Here is a 15648-nt window from a genome sequence, read left to right as displayed (position 1 = left end):
GATTAGGTCGGTCGATCCTCTCCGCCCGGTAACGCGCGATGCTCCAGAGCCTCCGCCACCCGCTCCATGCGCATGCCACGGGAACCTTTCAGGAGAATCGAATCGCCAGGAGACGCGGCGCGGAAAAGGGCGTCCGCAATGGCTTCATGGGAATCCAGGGCTTCCGCCTGGCCGACGCCGGCTGCCCTGGCGCCCGCTATGATATCATGGGCGTGCGCGCCGTACGCAAACACACCCGCCACGCCCGCCGCCGCCGCCTGTTCCCCCAGCGCCCGGTGATACGCAACCGCATCCGACCCCAACTCCAGCATGTCCCCCAGCGCCGCAAAACGCTTCCCGGATCCCGGGCGCCGCCCCAGCGCCTCCAGCGCCGCCGCCATGCTTGCCGGGTTCGCATTGTACGTATCGTCCAGAATCTCGAATCCCGCGATGGTCCGCACGTGGAAGCGCGCCGCGCGGACGCAGGCGGCCCGGAGCGGGCCCTCAAATTCCGTCACGCCGTGGCGCAATCCCACCGCCACCGCCACCAGCACGTTGGTCGCGTGCGCGGGCACAAGCAGCGGCAGCCGGATCCGTCCCACCGGCGCGATATCAAGCACCATCTCGCCGGATTCGTCAAACGACAGGTTCCGGAGCACCACATCGCCTTCACGCCCGAAGCGCACAATCTCGCCCGGAAAGTCCCAGCCCATTGCACGGCAGTAGGGATTGTCCATATTCTGGTAAAAGCAGCCATCCGCGTCAAGCCCCCGCACGATCTCGCCCTTCGCCCGCGCGACATCGTCAATACTGCCGAATCCTTCCAGGTGCGCCGGGGCCACAATGGTCACAACCGATTCCGAAGGGCGCGCCAGCGTGCATAGATGCGCGATCTCGCCCTGGTGGTTCGCCCCCATCTCGATCACCGCGAATTCCGTCTCCCGGTCGATCCGCATCAGCGTGAGTGGGCACCCGATGTCGTTGTTGAGGTTGCCCTGGGTGCGCAGTACGCGGTACCGGCTCTCCAACACCGCCGACGTCAGGTCCTTCGCCGTCGTCTTCCCGCACGAGCCCGTAATCGCGAGAATCGGGATGTCATGCGCCATACGGTGCCGCCGCGCCAGGGCCTGAAACGCGGCCAGCGGATCCGGGACGGCCAGGCAAGGCCCCTCCGGATGGGGCTCCCGGCAGAGCGCCCCCGCCGCGCCGCGCGCGAACGCCTCGGCCACGAAGTGCTCCGCGTTGAAATTCGGACCCGTCAGCGCGACAAAAAGCGCGCCCGGTTCCAGCGTTCGGGTATCGGTGGAGACGCCCGTTATCGGGGCCCCGCCCGGTTCAGGCGCGGCGCATCCGATCTGCGCCGCAATCTCATCAATTTCGTAACGCCAGCCCATCAGCGCAGCCCTCCAAGCGCTTCGAGCGCCACTTCCCGGTCATCAAAATGAATCGTGCGGTCCGCCAGGATCTGGTAGTCTTCGTGGCCCTTGCCGGCAATCATGACCAGATCTCCCGGCCGCGCCAGCCCGATCGCGTGATGGATGGCCTTCTCGCGGCTTTCAATCACCACGTAGTCCTCGCCTTTCTTGCGGCCCGCCCGCTGGAGACCCACCTCCACATCCAGAAGAATCCGGCACGGGTCCTCGCTGCGCGGATTGTCCGAAGTCAGCACACAGAAATCGCTCAGTTGGCCCGCCGCCCGGCCCATCTTCGGCCGCTTCCCACGGTCGCGATCGCCGCCGCAACCAAATACCGTGATAATACGGCCCCGGCACAGCGGCCGCGCCGCACGAAGCACATTGACCAGACCATCCTCGGTGTGGGCATAGTCCACAATCACGAAGAAGTCCTGGCCCCCGTCCACCGCGTCAAACCGTCCCGGAACGCGATCCAGACGACCCAAACCGCGCGCGATGGCGCCCGGATCAAGCCCAAGGCCATGGCCAATCGCCGCCGCGCACAAGGCATTCTGCACATTGTGCTCGCCGATCAGCCGAAGCGCCACGTCGGCCTGGCCGTCCGGCGTCTCCAGCGTGAAGCGGCTGCCGCCCGCGCCATGCTTCACGGACCGCGCCCGGATAGCGCCGCCCTCGCCGTACGCAATCGTGCGGCCCGCCGACGCCTCCAGAAAGGCCGGGGAGGCGGGATCCTCCCGGTTGATCGCCGTGAACGCGCCCTCGCCCTCCACCCGCCGGAACAGCTTCAGCTTGGCGTCCCGGTACGCCTCCATCGATACGTGGTAGTCCAGGTGATCCTGCGTCAGGTTCGTGAAAGCCGCGCCGCGAAAGCGGATTCCCGCCACACGCTCCTGATCCAGGGCGTGCGAGCTCACTTCCATAACCACGTGGGTATCGCCCGCCTCGATCGCCCGCTGCATCATGCGCGCCAGCTCATCGCCGAAGGGCGTCGTGTGCGGCGCGGGAACGTGCGTGTTCCCGATGTCGTAGCCCAACGTTCCAAAAAGGCTCGTCGCGCGGCCGGATTCCTGAAGCATCGCGCGCGCCAGCATCGCCGTGCTGGACTTGCCATTGGTGCCCGTAATCCCAATGACGGTCAGCCGCTCCGTCGGATCGCCCGCGAGCCGGTGCGCAAGCCGCGCCGCCGTCTCGCGCACGGCGGGCGCATACAAATAGGGAAGTCCCGCAAGCTCCCGCAGCCCGGGGCGATCGCCCAGCACCGCCACCGCCCCGGATGCCGCGGCGCTAGCGGCAAAGTCGTGCCCGTCCGCATGCCCGCCCATCACCGCCACGAAAACATCCCCCCGCGAAACCTTCCGCGAGTCTTCCGTTACGCCGGCAGCCTCCACCGCGGGGCAGGCGTCCGCGTGGAATCCAATGGCTTCGAGGGCGTCATGAAGTTTCATTCTCAGCTTCTTCTTCGTCTTCCAGCGGCGCGGGCGAAAATTCCAGTGCGCACAATTGAACCTGGGAGATGGGGGTGCCCGCCGGCGGGTTCTGCGACACCACCCGGCCCGCGCCATGCGGATCCCATTGCACGTTCAAGCGGCCCAGCGCCGCATAGGCCTCGCGCTTGGTCAGGCCAATCAAATCGGGCAACACCGGCTCACCTTCCACTGGATCCCGCCCCGGCGCCCTGAGTTCCAACGGATCCAGGGGCTCGAAGTCGTGCTCCATGGCGGCCAGAAGGGCCTGGATCTCCTCGTCGCTCAGCCGCTCGATCAATGTGTCGCCATCCGCGGACTCTTCTTCGGGCGCCTCGGCCGCCGCCTTGGGCCGCCGCGTGGCCTTCGCCACGAGCACCTTCTCCTCGTTTCCCTCCACCTCGATGTCCGCCGGAACGTTAAGCCGCACCAGCGCGTCGCGAACCACCTCCTTGAACACGGGGCCGCAGACAAAGCCGCCCCAGCGCTCCCGGATCATGGGCTCCTTTACCACTATCACCGCCACCAGCCGCGGATTCTTGATCGGCGCGATCCCCGCAAACACCGTTGTATAGCGGTCCTTGCTGTAGCCCCGCCCCGTGAGGCTGGCCATCTGCGCCGTGCCGGTCTTGCCGCCGGCCGTGTACTCGGGCATCGCCGCGCGGGAACCCGTGCCGTTGAGCACCACCAGGTGCAGCAATTCCCGCATCGTCGCCGCCGTCTGCTCCGAAATGATGCGCGGGCGATCCCCCGCATCGTGCTCAAACGTGATCGTGCCGTCCGACGCTATCGCCCGTTTCACGAAGTGGGGCTCCACCAGGTAGCCGCCGTTCGCAATCACCGCGAACGCCCGCGCCATCTGCGGGATCGTCACCGATATCTCCTGACCCATCGGAAGAGAACCCATCGAGAGACGGTTCCAATCCTTCCGCTCCCGGAACTGGCCCGCCGTCTCCGCCCCGGGCGGGAAATCCCGGCTCGTGCGCTGCCCGAACCCAAACGCCCGGATCCACTGCTCCAGCCGCTCCGGACCGAGCATCTTCGCCACCTTGATGATCGCCACATTGCTGGAGTCTTCAAAGGCCTTGCTGAAAGGCTCCACGCCAAGCCGGTAGAAATCCCGGATGTAATGGCCATAGGGATTGAAACCCCCGTTCTCGCAATTGATCATCGTGGCCGGCGTGATGAGGCCTTCCTCTATGGCCGCCGCCGCCGTCACAATCTTGAATGCCGACCCAGGCTCGAAGGGATCCGTGATCGCCTTGTTGCGGCGCTGGTCGTTCGTATACGACTCGTAATAGTTCGGATCGAAGGAAGGCCGCGTCGCAAGCGCCAGGATCTCCCCCGTAAACGGATCCATCAGCATCCCCATGCCCTGCGACGCCTTGGTGTCGATCATACGCTGGTCCAGAACCCGCTCCAGGTTGTGCTGGATGTTAATGTCCAGCGTCAACTGAAGCGATTCCCCCGCCTTCGCCGGCACATACTCCAGCACCCGGGATTCCAGCAGGCGGCGCCGCGTGTCCGTGCGCGCGCGGTACACGCCCGGCTCGCTCCGGAGGTGCTTGTCGAAGACAAGCTCCACCCCCTCCGAGGCCTCGTTGTTGCGGTTCACAAAGCCCAGCAACTGCGCCGCCGCCATCCGCTGCGGATAGTGCCGGAGCGACTCGTATTGTACGTGCAATATGCCCTCGAATTCGCGCGTCAGATTCGCCATCGCCACCGACTCCTCCGGTTCCGTCACCCAGCGCTTGACCCACTTGAACCTGTACAGCTTGCCGTCCGCCGTCCTCTCCATCAGCCGCTCCGTCAGCGTCGGCGCGTCAAGCCCGAACGCCGGCGCCACCCGCGCGGAAAATGCCGCGGGATCCGCCAGCGTCGTCGGGTCAACCCACAGCGACGGAACCTCTCGGTTCGTCGCAAGCCGGATCGCGTTGCGATCATAGATCTCGCCCCGCGGCTCCCGGAGCGTGATCTCCCCAATATGCTTCGCTTCTTCCACGTTCAGCGAGGAGTTCGGCATCAAGTGCACAAAATGCAGCCGCACCCCAACCAGGATAAACAGGCACAGGAAGCCCAGGAACATCAGCCGCACCTGGCGTCGCTGCTCCGCGGTCATTGGGCTCCCGTAGGGATCCGCCGCTTCACGCTTCATCCCCGGTCGCGATGGTGTCATAGTCCCGCTGCTCCGAATCTTCCTCGTTCTCCGGCGCCCTAAAGGGAATCCAGGCCGCCCATGCCTTCGTCCAAATTGTTTATCCCGCGGGTATCCGGCGGCAACTCCAGCACCACCGGCGCCGCCGCAGGCGCCGCGATCGTCTCAACGTTCGCGGACGCCGCTCCCGCAAGCGGCAACACGACCGGCGTCGTAACAAGCGCCACTTCCGCGGCGGGAGCCGCGGTGGCCACGGCCGGCTGCGCGGCAGCCGCCGGAGCGGGCTCGGAAACGGGAGCCGGATCCGGCGCCGGGGCCGGCGGCGCGGCCCCGGGCGCGCTCGCGAACGGCGCGCCGATCACCGCAAGCGCCGATTGGGCCCCGCGAGATTCATCGGCCGCGGGCGTCGCCAGGGCCGGAGCATCATGGCGCGCCATCTCAAAATGCGTGTCTTCCGGATGCGGCGGAACAGACGCCGGATCATAGTAAATTATCTCGCGCTGGCCCGGCGTCGGCTGCACAAACTCAAGGAGCGAGGCCCGTTCGGCAAGCACCTCCGGATCCTCGTGAAACGTCTTCGCAATATCGGTGCTCTCAAGCCGGTCCGCCCACTTGCGGCTCTCGGCGTTCAGCTCGCGAAGCACATAGTCCGCCCGAAGAATCTGAATATTGATCCAGGCGTGAAAGAACAGGATGGAAAACGGGATCGCAAGCACCGGAACCCACTTGATCCAACCCCGCAATACGCGCCGGTCCTTCTTTGTTCGCGACTTGTACATGTCCTACCTCTAGTCACCGTTGTGGAAGCCGCTCCGCTATGCGCAGCTTCGCGCTCTTGGCCCGCGGATTGACCCGGCATTCGGCGTCGTTCGCCGTGACCGGCCGCGGCGTCAGCACCCGCACCCGCGCCGGCGTCTCCGAAGCCACCCGGCCATCGGGGCGCAGCCTTCGAGCCTTTCGGGAAGCGGAACGAAACGCCTGTTTCACGATCCGGTCCTCGCCCGAATGAAACGATATCACCACCAGCCTGCCCCCGGGCTTGAGGCAATCCAGCGAGGCGTCCAGCGCCCGCTGTAATCCCGACAATTCATCGTTGACCGCAATGCGAATCGCCTGGAACACCGTCCGAACCTCCTCCGGGGTCTCCCGCAGAAAAGGCAGCGCCGCCCGCACCGCCACCACCAGATCGGACGTCGTCGCCAGCCGGCCACGCGAGGCGAAATCCTTGATGCTCGCCGCGATCCGGCCGGCCGGGCCAATGTCGCCATACTCCCGAAGGAGGGTCTCGATTTCCGGCGCGGAAAGGCGATTCAGCAGCGCGGAAGCCGGCTCGCCCGACCCCGGATCCATACGCATGTCCAGCGGGCCATCCTCCTGGAACGAAAACCCGCGCGCCGGCGTGTCGATCTGCATGCTCGAACAGCCCGCGTCGATGAGTATTCCATCCACCAGGCCCCACCCAAGTTCCGAAAGCACCTCCGCCATCGCCCCGTAATTCGATTGGCGCACCCGGGCCTGGGGGTAGGGGGCCAGGCGCTCCGTCGCCATCGCCACCGCCAGCGGATCCCGGTCCAGCGCGAGAAGGCGGCCCGTCGTAAGGCGTCCGGCTATCAGCGCCGCGTGCCCGCCCGCGCCCGCCGTGCCGTCCACGTACGAGCCGTCCGGGCGGATGGCGAGCCCCTCCAGGGCTTCCTCCGCCATGACTGGGATATGCGACACAGCGGCATCCTTCCGCTTACCTGATTCCCGCGCGCCGGTAACACCAGCACACCACCGCCCGACGCCCCGGGAAAATCGGAGTCAAGCCGCTTCCGCGAACGCCTGGATCGCCTGCGCCTCGGTCGCGAACGTCTCGAACACGTTCGTCACGCCGATCATCCGGAACAGCCGCTCCGTATAAAGGTTCACGCCGGTCAGCTTCAGATCGCCGCTGCCCGTGCGGAGCTGCCGGAGCCGTTCCACAAGCACGCCAACGCCCATGTAGCTCACGAACTTCACCTCGGAAAGATTCACCACCACATTGCAGCGCTGCGCCTGAATGCAATCCATCAGGCTCAGACGAAGCGAATTCATCCCGTCTTCGTCGATATCGCCCTCAAGCCGAAGCACCGTTACCGCACCCTGTTCGTATTTGTTAATGGCCAGCATCCCGTTCCGCTCCGTGAGTTGGGTCGCCGGACGCCTGGGAAGACCCAAACAGTTCGGCGGCCATTGCCTTGTAATTCTCCATCTGGCGCTGCTGGAACGCACACCAACGTTCCTTGCTCCACAATTCCAGATGGTCTTCCACGCCGATAAGCACCGCCTCCTTCTCAATCCCCGCGAATTCGCGCAGCAGCGCCGGAACCGCAAGACGGCCCGCCTTGTCGCGCTTCGTCTTCGCCGCGCTTCCAAGAAGCATCCGGCGAAAATCAAGCATCCGCGGGTCCAGCGGATTGTAGCCGCTGCCCAAGTCCTTCAACTTTTCCCATTGAAGGCTGTGAAACAGGAAGATCGCCCCGTCAAAACCGCGCGTCATGTACCACGTGTCGTGATCGTGCACCTCCATCACCTGACGAAACTGCACGGGCACGGTAATCCGGCCCTTGTCGTCGATGGCGGTCTGTGATTCACCGTAGTACATGTGTACTCCCACGATTTCACCCTGAGTACCCACAATCTACCACCATTCCCCCACCAAGTCAACATAAAAAACACAAGGATTCCGCCGAAAACACGACAAAAAACACCACAATTCGGATTGAGCCACTATATATAGTAGTCTCGATTCCGGTATGCACCATAAAATGCGTGCAATTGCGGGTGGGAAAATGTGGGTAAATAGGGCGACCTGCGGGGCGCCTCAACCCGCATATGCCCCCTGGCGTGGGGGAGACCGGCGAAATAGTGAGGAACGGCTCAACAATCGGGGTGGGGGGCGGTGGGGGATCAGTGGGGGGGAAGCCGCATCTCACCCAAAACCCCGCCAGGACCCCGCCCGACACGGCGCCGGGAGCCGGCGAGGGCGGAAAGTCCGCCCCCTGGTTAAATCACCCGTAATGCTTTAGCGGAATGAAGCTGGCTTGATTCCTCGACGACGCAATCCCGCGCCGCAACGGAAGTGCGCTCCCAGCCTTGCGCGCACTCGTCATCGTATAGCGGCATGTCAATAACGGGCTGGCGCTACTTTATGCGGCCAAAGTGCCGCAAACACCCCAATACACCCTGAACCCACCCACAGTCCGGGCGTCTGCGGAAGGCGGAACAAACTTCCTGCCCGTCGCGCCCCCCCGCCCCGTGCACACCCTTGCACAGCCAAAAATCCTTTCGTATACTGCACAGGCTGGCCGCAGTCAAACGAGGAGACTTGGAACCATGGCGCTACCCGTTGTCGATGGCGCGACACTCAAATGCACGATGGGAACCTCCACCTGTTCCCTCACCGTCTTGCCCACGAACTGTGTTCAAATGGAGGATGCCTACGCCGCGAACATCATGGACTACATCCCCATGGTGAATATCTCCGGCTTCGGCAATTGCATTACGCTCTCGAATCCCACCGTCGCCGCCGCAACCTCCGCCGCGCTCGGCGTCCTGACCCCGCAAGCCTGCATCCCCGTCATCGCGGCGCCCTGGGCGCCAGGCAGTTCCACCGTGATGATCGGGAATATGCCCGCGCTCAACAATTCGAGCACCTGCATGTGCACCTGGGGCGGAACCGTTACCGTGGTCGACGCGGGCGTGACGACGGAGACGATCGCCTGACCCCGATCACGGCGCGGGGCGATGAATGCGCAGCGCGCGTCGGGTGGCCACCGCGATCTCGCCTTCCGGCGTGATGGCCGGTCCGGTGCAAAACGGGTCCCGGCCCGCTTCCCCGATGACGTCGAGTCGCCCGTCCGGCGAAACGATCCCGGCGGCGGATTCCGTGACGATGGCGATGCGCCCGCCGTTCGCACACGCCGCGCCGATAAGCAAGCCACTCACCGGGCATTCCCACAGCGGCGCCCCTTCGGAGGTAAGCGCAATCAGACGCCCGGGCGCCGCCAGGTAGATCCGGCCATCGTGGCCGACAAGCGGCGGCGCAATGACACGGCGCGCCGTTTCGGGCAAGGTATACTCGGCGGCTATCTGCCCGCTCATCGTGATGCACCAGAGGCGAAGGACCTCATCCTGGCGGATCGCCAGGTAGACCCAGCCATTGCCCCCCAGGCTGAGCGCAACCGCTTCGAAGTCCCCGCTGTACACCCCCTCCAACGCGCCCGGCCCGTTGCTGATGTACAGCCGCCCATCCCCGGCCGCCACCACGGTCTCGCCATCCGACGCCGCCAGCAGCCCCGGCGACGGCAGGATAAGCGTGCCCGCATTGGCGGCGGTGAGCAACAGGCCCGATCCCGTGCGCCGCTCCGGCTCGCGCCGTTCGATCCATTCAATCAGCGATCGCCGCGCCCGCTTCCGGCCCTGCGGATCGAGCTGGCGCTCATTCCCAACGAGCAGCAGCCGGTTCTCCAGCCGCGCGATCAGCGGGCGCGCGAAGGCCTGCCCGAGAAACGGGAGGATCCGGGCTCTTTCCGCGCCCTGCGCGAGGTCGCGCTCGATAACGGATCCCGATTCGCTGATGTGGTAGAACGACGCGCCGTCCGGATCCATCGTGATCGACCCCGCCCCATTCTTGCCATCCGCCACGCGCGCCCCCTCCGTGTCGAAAAGCTCCCAAACTTCGCCCTCGACGAGCAGCCGGTCCTCCGACGCCAGCACCGCCCGCGGCGCGTAGCCGGGATGCAGCTCGGCCGACCACGCCAATTCCCATTCCCCGACGGGCAGGCCCACATCAACCCGCCCGTTCTGCAGGGTGTTGCCGTGATGCCGGTAGTACGCATTCCCCATCGCGGCCGGGCGCGACGGGACCGCGTGCCCGCGCGCCAATGGCGTAATCGCGGGATCGATCTGGTCGTAGGCTTCCCGATCCGGGTGGCGCACTTCGATCGTCATGTCGTTCTCCTCTTCACCGGCGGCGCGCAGGCCGCCAGCCAGCAGCAGGCACGCGATGGCGCAGGCCGGCGGCAACCAGGCGCGTCCGGGGCGGCGCATATCATGCAAGCGGCTGCACATCGGTTTCCCGCGGCAACACCTGGCGAACCAGCGGTATCAAATCTTCGCGCGTAATGTCGGCCGGCAGTTTGTGAATGCCCGCCAGGCTCGGCAGATACGATTCCAGCGCCCCGCCCACATGCGCCGTGCGCTGCCCGGGGTCCGGGTATTCCACCAGCAGCGTCGTGCTGCTCTCCTGCGCCTTCAAGTCCGCCTCCACCTCCCGCGCCTGCGCCTTCAGCTTCTGGATGCCCTTCAGCACACGCAATTCGTCCATCTTCGCCTGGAGAAGCGGCTTCATGTTCGTCACGCCACGCATCACCGCCACATCGCCCTTCTCCGCGCGCGCCCGGCTGTCCAGCGCTTCCACCTTCGGGATCATACCGTAGAGCCCCATATTCAGGAGCCAGTTCTTGCGCCGCGTCGAAACAATAAACTCGTCGCAGGCCTCCTCCAGCTTGTCCAGCGCCGCGAACCGCGCGGCAAAGTCATCCATCGGCGTATTCTCGTACGTCGACAGCGCAATGTCGATTTCCTTCGCCTTCGTGGGAGCCTTCCAGCCGCCCCGCACATCCGCCGTCTCGCGGAACGCGTCCAGAAGCCCGTCCAGCGCGGCGAGGCGCTGGAGCCGCCCATCGTAGTCCGTGTATCCCGTGCTCCGGTACAGCTGGATCGCCTGCTCGATCGCCGATTTTCCCAAAGGCGCGCGAGAATTCGGGACCCGCGTATCCTCGTCCCACCTGCTGGTCACATCCGGCGCGCTTTCGAGGATGCCCTCCGCCTTCAAGCGTATCTCGCCCACTTTCCCGATGCGGTCCGTCAGGTGAAACTCCGGTATCCCGTGGTACTCATCCAGTTTCTCCACCAGCGATTGGATATAGTCCTTCTCCCGCTCTCCCTGCGGGATGTCTTCCAGCAGCTCGACGCTCGTCTCCAGCTCGCCGCCCGTTGTGTTCGTGTCCCAGCGCGTGTGCGCCGGGCTGTGCGGATAGACCTGGACCCGGTAATGGACCCGCAAGTTGTCAATCGTCTCCCCCGCAAGCGCCAGCGCCGCCTCCGCGCTCAGGTCCGGGTGTACGTAATTCTCCACCACGACCCGCGGCGCGAAGTGAATAAGACACCGTTCGAAGGTCCGATCCGCCGCGGGCGAGGATCCCGGAACAGGCGCCTGGCCGCTCGCATACCATTTCTTATTCAGCGCCGAAGCCGCCTCCACCGCCGCCGAGAGCGCGTCCGACCGCTCGTCGAACGAAACGTCGTCCGGAAAATGGAACGCCAGCTTCAACACAATCAACAGAATCCCGTCGAAGGCCTCGCCACCCGCGCCCGGCAGCACGAACTCGCTGTAGTGATCCCGGCCCAGCGCATAAAGATACAGGTCGCGCAGGCCGCCCCGGCTGTTCGAGGGATACACCGGCTGTGGGGTCGCGGGTTTGTGATCCGACGCCAGCGGCCAGTACGCGAAGGTGCGGCCCGACTCCGGATGCTCCGGAAGATAAAACTTGTCGTAGGTTGTCCCGCCCGGGTCGGTAAACGACACCTTGAAATGCACCGGGTCCTTCAACCGGCGGCGGACCCACTCCGCCGCGTGCCAGTAGTACCGGTTGCGCGGCGTTTCCAGGCGGTGCATCAGCGCCCCGCCCTCCAGGTAGAACGGGTCGCCCGGAAGATTGCTCTTCAGGCTCGGCTGGTCGCACGACGCCGCGTCCCATTGCTCGTTGTACTCATCCGGAAGCGCCGCCACGTGACCGCACTCGTGCGCCGTCGTGAACGCGTTCGGGTAGCCCTCCTGCGCGTCCGGCGCATGCCCGTCCGGCCCCGATTCTCCCGTGCCCAGACGCCCGTTCCGCCACGCCCGGTCCACGGCGACCACCTTCACCGCAATGTGCGCGCGCTGCTCGATAACCGCCTGGCAGAACCAAACCGCCTCCACCACCAGCGGTTCCGACGCGTCCTCGTCGCTTTCCTGCTTCCGGGGAAGGAAGCGCGCCCGCCCGCCCGTCACATGCCCATCGTTGCCATTCCACCGGTTGGATACATTCACCGACGCGTCGTGCGCGTACTGCTGCGGCGATCCCGATGGCGTCGCCTCGAAGGTGTAGCTGCTCTTCAGGTAGTGGAGGTTGACCGCCACCTCCTTGTCGTCTTCCAGCCCGCAGCAGCGCAACAGCGCGATATCGAATCGCCCCACGTGCTCCTCGTCGCTGCCGTTGTAGGGCGCGGTGTAGCGCTCCGCCGTCCGCTGGCTCCAGAAATGCTGCATAGCGAAAAACGCCTGCTCTGTCGGGCCCGGGCGCCGCTCCGTGAACGAGCTCTCCGTGCAGAATGCGCGGTTCGGCAGTGGGCGGCCCAGCGGGTCCGCCGCGTCCTTGTAAACCGGCTTGCCATCCGCGTCCTGCCCCTCCACCGTCATGTCCCACATCCGGATGCCGGCGGGGGAGAGGGACGCCATCGCGTCCAGCCAGCGCACCGCCGCGCGCGCCCCGACCGCCTGCTTCTCTTCGCGGTTGTCCGGGGTCCGCGCGTCAAATACGTCAAAAAGGTTCCCCTGCGCAATCACCAGGCGCGTCCAGTCCGGATAATCCGTCAGGTAGTTCTCCGCCGTATCCACATCGCTGCCCGGAAGTTCCGCCGGCTCGGGAACCGAGGCCGGAGCCAGCGGCTTGTACACGCCCTGCGCCGAACAATCGGCCCCGCTATCGCTGAACGTATGGTGGAAGATGGCCACCTTGTCCGTGTCCCCAAGCGGATCCAGCGGAGCCAGCGCCGATCCATCCGCCTGGTACAGCACAATGTCGTCCAGACAGAAGATCAGCGGGGACGACGCCGAATCCGCCGCCGAAATGTCCGATTCCGTCAGATCGTAGAAGAACTTCCCCTGATCGCCGCCCGATTGCCGCGTGTAATACGCCTTCGATCGCCACAAACGAGGCAGATCGTAGTACGCCAGCCGCGCCGGCCCCGGCTGGAGCTCGTCCGCATTGCCGGCCAGCGAAACCAGCTCCCGCTCCGTCGCCGATTTTGAAAAAATGTAATTGCCCGAATCACTTCCCGTGGCGAAACGAAGCTCCATGTCCTGGTTCAGCTCGGGCAGTGGCGTAACCCCGTCCTCCTCCTTGCGCAGGATCCAGGGGATCGCCTGCTTCAAATCCTTGGGATCCTCGCCCGTGGTCCAGTTTCCCGCCGTGTCCGCACGCGCGTCCCCGTTCCCCGGAGCCTTCCGGAATCCCTCCAGCAGCACCGGCGGTATGCTGATCCGCGCCTGGTGGTCCGAAGGACCGAATTTCCGGTCGAAGAACAGAAACTGGTGAAACTGCCAGTGCGGGTTCAGCTTCAGTTCCACCGGCGACGCCTCCGTACCGATCTCCGTATTCGGATCATCCAGCTGCGCAAACTTGTTCTCGGCGTAGTTCGACGCGTTCGTTACTTCCCAGTCCGAGTTGCTCAGCATCCACTTGATCGGTGGCAGCATGAACCCCCGCTTGCTATCGGCCAGCCGGGATCGGCCCCCAATCTCCACCGTTGCGGGGTCGCCGGATTTCTCGCACACAATAAACTGTCCGGCGTTCGGAGTGAAATGGACCGTGAAATCCGTCTTCCGGCGATCCACCGGGATCCCAATCTTGCCTTCCCACACCCCCATACCGTCTTCGTTCAGCGCCGCGCTCACCCGCGAACCGTCGTTGTACACCAGGTCGATCTTGAAGTCTTTCGGCAAGTTCCGCTGCGCGCCCTCGGGATCCGTGAACGTGAAGTGCAGGTACGCGCGCAGCGGCGGGGCTATCTTCAGCGTCGCAAGCTTTTCTTCCCCCTGTGGGACCACCACCTCCTGCGGGTGGGGGGGAAGCGCGTCAAAATCCTCCTCGTCCCCGTGCGGGTTGACCGAAACCTTGTACTGGCCCGCGTTGATCGGCTTGAACGTGATCCGGTCCGTCCCCTCTATCGTCTTCTCATTGCGAAACGTCGGGCCGTCGATTCGCACATCCGCCGGCTTGGATAGCTGCTGGCCATCGCTGCGCTCCACCTGCACCACCAGCGACGTATTGCCCGCCGGACCCGAGCAGGTATTCGCCGCGCTCCCGTGATCCCGGTCGCCGCTGGGCGATCCACCGCCCGCCGCGTTTCCAGCCGTATCCGTCATGCCTTCCTCCCTCCAGCCGTCCGGTCCGGAGTGTCTGGGGCCGATCGCGCCCGGAGCTTCTGGTGGACCAATTGGATGCGCGTGCCACCGCCCATCGTGTCGTCGTCGAGGATGGCCCGCGCCCATGCCATCTCTATATCCTCGTCGAAATCGGGGCGGGTCTCCAGCATAATCTCAAGCAGCTGCTGGATGCTCCCTTCGCGGCGCGCCCCGATCCGGGTGGCCTTCTCCACCGCCAGCCGCACCAGGTCCCGCGCGCCCGTCTCGTCGTCCACGCCCCGCGACAGCGCCCCATAGCGCTCCGGATAGTGCGCGCGCATGTGCGCCACCATACGATCCTCGAACGCCGCCCGCATATACGCCTCAAAGGCGCGGATCTGGTCCCGGCGGATGATCATGCGGTGCTCTCCTCCCGCGCGTCGTCCAGCGAATGGGAGATGGCCCGCACATCCTCCTCCTCCAGGTGGATCGCCGCCTGCCCCACCCGGTAGTGATGCATCACCGGCAGCGTGGGACCCTCCACGAATATGCTGCGTATCGGCCCGAAAAACTCCCGGCATTCCTTCGCCGTGCAGGTCGGAAGATACGTGCGTATAACCCGCGGATCATAAAAGCGAAAATAGAACATCGCCTTGTTCTCGTCATACACCTTGAAGATGCTACGCAAGTGCGCACGCACCGTCTTCGGCCACGCGCTGCTCAAGAAGAAGATGCCCGCGTTATCCCCCAGACGCTCCGCCCACAGCCGCATGTACTCCGGATACCGGTCCGAGCAGCTTATCCGAGCCAGGTACGGCCCCACCCGCTCCATGAAATACGGGGCGTTCTGAAAAAGCGGGCGCAGCGGCTCATCCAGCATATCGCGCGGCGCCACCGCAAGCCGGTAGTCCCGCGCCGCGTCCACCACGGCATAGAGGTGCTCCCCGGGCTTCCGGTGGTGCTCGAAATACTGGTGCAACTCGTACGCATCGGGTCGGCTCGGCATGGTCTCGCTGGTTTCCTCAACATACCGGACTCCCGCCGCTGCAAGGCGCCGGCGCCCGGGGCTGCCTTCAGTTGCTGCGGCGATCCGGATTCGGAGCCCGCGACGGATCATACATCACCCGGCGATCGGTGCAGCCCGAGCCGCTGCCTTCCACCAGCGGCGCGCCCGTCTCCGAAGCGTTTTGAAACGCCCCGTAACACGCCGGGTTGGGGCATTCCGCCGGCTCGGGCTCCGCCTCCGCCGCCGGCGCGATCGTCTGCGCCTGGCTCCTCGCGGGGCCATCACCGCCGCCGCCCGACGCCTCCGATTGCGCGGGCGGCTCCGGAAGGCTCGGCATTTCGTCGTACACGCGGTCCAGTTCCTGCTCGGTAAGCCGGAAATTCGCGCCATCGACATTCATTTTGGACCAGGGCTGGCGCATCTGGAGACCCTCCTGCACT

Annotated in this window: 13 protein-coding genes; 1 reads left to right on the top strand and 12 read right to left on the bottom strand. The window is 65.3% G+C overall.

Annotation, left to right across the window (positions count from 1 at the left end; translation table 11 throughout):
- Positions 1–2: 2 nt before the first annotated feature.
- From murF to KF886_02680, 7 genes are all read right to left on the bottom strand, one after another.
- Entirely contained in the window at positions 3–1373 is a 1371-nt protein-coding gene (murF, locus tag KF886_02710; GenBank protein ID MBX3176247.1) for a UDP-N-acetylmuramoyl-tripeptide--D-alanyl-D-alanine ligase, read from the bottom strand.
- Positions 1373–2839: a UDP-N-acetylmuramoyl-L-alanyl-D-glutamate--2,6-diaminopimelate ligase gene (locus tag KF886_02705; protein MBX3176246.1), complete on the bottom strand. Its 1467-nt coding sequence runs from the start codon at positions 2837–2839 to the stop codon at positions 1373–1375. The genes murF and KF886_02705 overlap by 1 nt, the downstream gene beginning before the upstream one ends.
- Positions 2826–5033 carry a transpeptidase family protein gene (locus KF886_02700; protein ID MBX3176245.1) on the bottom strand — a complete coding sequence of 736 codons (2208 nt, stop codon included), beginning with the start codon at positions 5031–5033 and terminating at the stop codon, positions 2826–2828. The genes KF886_02705 and KF886_02700 overlap by 14 nt, the downstream gene beginning before the upstream one ends.
- A gap of 38 nt (positions 5034–5071) precedes the next feature.
- Positions 5072–5791: a hypothetical protein gene (locus tag KF886_02695; protein MBX3176244.1), complete on the bottom strand. Its 720-nt coding sequence runs from the start codon at positions 5789–5791 to the stop codon at positions 5072–5074.
- Positions 5792–5804: 13 nt separating this feature from the next.
- Positions 5805–6713, bottom strand: coding sequence for a 16S rRNA (cytosine(1402)-N(4))-methyltransferase RsmH (gene rsmH, locus KF886_02690; GenBank protein ID MBX3176243.1), 909 nt, complete (start codon positions 6711–6713; stop codon positions 5805–5807).
- Positions 6714–6812: 99 nt separating this feature from the next.
- Positions 6813–7160 carry an STAS domain-containing protein gene (locus tag KF886_02685; protein ID MBX3176242.1) on the bottom strand — a complete coding sequence of 116 codons (348 nt, stop codon included), beginning with the start codon at positions 7158–7160 and terminating at the stop codon, positions 6813–6815.
- A complete protein-coding gene (locus KF886_02680; GenBank protein ID MBX3176241.1) occupies positions 7147–7635 on the bottom strand; it encodes a division/cell wall cluster transcriptional repressor MraZ in 489 nt (162 codons plus the stop codon). Before KF886_02680 ends, KF886_02685 begins: the two co-directional genes overlap by 14 nt.
- Before the next feature lie 731 nt (positions 7636–8366).
- On the opposite strand from KF886_02680, the gene KF886_02675 reads away from it, so the two are divergent.
- On the top strand, positions 8367–8756 hold the full coding sequence (locus tag KF886_02675; protein ID MBX3176240.1) for a DUF4280 domain-containing protein: 390 nt from the start codon (positions 8367–8369) through the stop codon (positions 8754–8756).
- 6 nt (positions 8757–8762) lie between these two features.
- Here the strand turns inward: KF886_02675 and KF886_02670 are convergent, their stop codons facing one another.
- From KF886_02670 to KF886_02650, 5 genes are all read right to left on the bottom strand, one after another.
- The gene (locus KF886_02670) at positions 8763–10103 is read right to left on the bottom strand and encodes a PQQ-like beta-propeller repeat protein (GenBank protein ID MBX3176239.1); all 1341 of its coding nucleotides are present in this window, start codon (positions 10101–10103) and stop codon (positions 8763–8765) included.
- Positions 10084–14223, bottom strand: coding sequence for a hypothetical protein (locus KF886_02665; protein ID MBX3176238.1), 4140 nt, complete (start codon positions 14221–14223; stop codon positions 10084–10086). The genes KF886_02670 and KF886_02665 overlap by 20 nt, the downstream gene beginning before the upstream one ends.
- A complete protein-coding gene (locus KF886_02660; protein ID MBX3176237.1) occupies positions 14220–14621 on the bottom strand; it encodes a hypothetical protein in 402 nt (133 codons plus the stop codon). Before KF886_02660 ends, KF886_02665 begins: the two co-directional genes overlap by 4 nt.
- Complete coding sequence (locus KF886_02655; protein MBX3176236.1) at positions 14618–15208, bottom strand: DUF4123 domain-containing protein; 591 nt, start codon at positions 15206–15208, stop codon at positions 14618–14620. Before KF886_02655 ends, KF886_02660 begins: the two co-directional genes overlap by 4 nt.
- Before the next feature lie 67 nt (positions 15209–15275).
- Positions 15276–15629, bottom strand: coding sequence for a hypothetical protein (locus KF886_02650; GenBank protein MBX3176235.1), 354 nt, complete (start codon positions 15627–15629; stop codon positions 15276–15278).
- Between the last annotated feature and the right edge of the window lie 19 nt (positions 15630–15648).

It is taken from the genome of Candidatus Hydrogenedentota bacterium, assembly GCA_019637335.1.
GTDB lineage: Bacteria > Hydrogenedentota > Hydrogenedentia > Hydrogenedentales > JAEUWI01 > JAEUWI01.
This window is presented reverse-complemented; position numbering and strand designations above follow the sequence as displayed.

Bases quoted from the DNA above. Each gene is read 5' to 3' on its own strand.
- KF886_02675 (MBX3176240.1), top strand. From the start codon at position 8,367: ATGGCGCTACCCGTTGTCGATGGCGCGACACTCAAATGCACGATGGGA.
- KF886_02680 (MBX3176241.1), bottom strand. From the start codon at position 7,635: ATGTACTACGGTGAATCACAGACCGCCATCGACGACAAGGGCCGGATT.
- KF886_02685 (MBX3176242.1), bottom strand. From the start codon at position 7,160: ATGCTGGCCATTAACAAATACGAACAGGGTGCGGTAACGGTGCTTCGG.
- murF (MBX3176247.1), bottom strand. From the start codon at position 1,373: ATGGGCTGGCGTTACGAAATTGATGAGATTGCGGCGCAGATCGGATGC.
- KF886_02670 (MBX3176239.1), bottom strand. From the start codon at position 10,103: ATGTGCAGCCGCTTGCATGATATGCGCCGCCCCGGACGCGCCTGGTTG.
- KF886_02650 (MBX3176235.1), bottom strand. From the start codon at position 15,629: ATGCGCCAGCCCTGGTCCAAAATGAATGTCGATGGCGCGAATTTCCGG.
- KF886_02655 (MBX3176236.1), bottom strand. From the start codon at position 15,208: ATGCCGAGCCGACCCGATGCGTACGAGTTGCACCAGTATTTCGAGCAC.
- KF886_02695 (MBX3176244.1), bottom strand. From the start codon at position 5,791: ATGTACAAGTCGCGAACAAAGAAGGACCGGCGCGTATTGCGGGGTTGG.
- KF886_02700 (MBX3176245.1), bottom strand. From the start codon at position 5,033: ATGACACCATCGCGACCGGGGATGAAGCGTGAAGCGGCGGATCCCTAC.
- KF886_02665 (MBX3176238.1), bottom strand. From the start codon at position 14,223: ATGACGGATACGGCTGGAAACGCGGCGGGCGGTGGATCGCCCAGCGGC.
- KF886_02660 (MBX3176237.1), bottom strand. From the start codon at position 14,621: ATGATCATCCGCCGGGACCAGATCCGCGCCTTTGAGGCGTATATGCGG.
- KF886_02705 (MBX3176246.1), bottom strand. From the start codon at position 2,839: ATGAAACTTCATGACGCCCTCGAAGCCATTGGATTCCACGCGGACGCC.
- rsmH (MBX3176243.1), bottom strand. From the start codon at position 6,713: ATGGCGGAGGAAGCCCTGGAGGGGCTCGCCATCCGCCCGGACGGCTCG.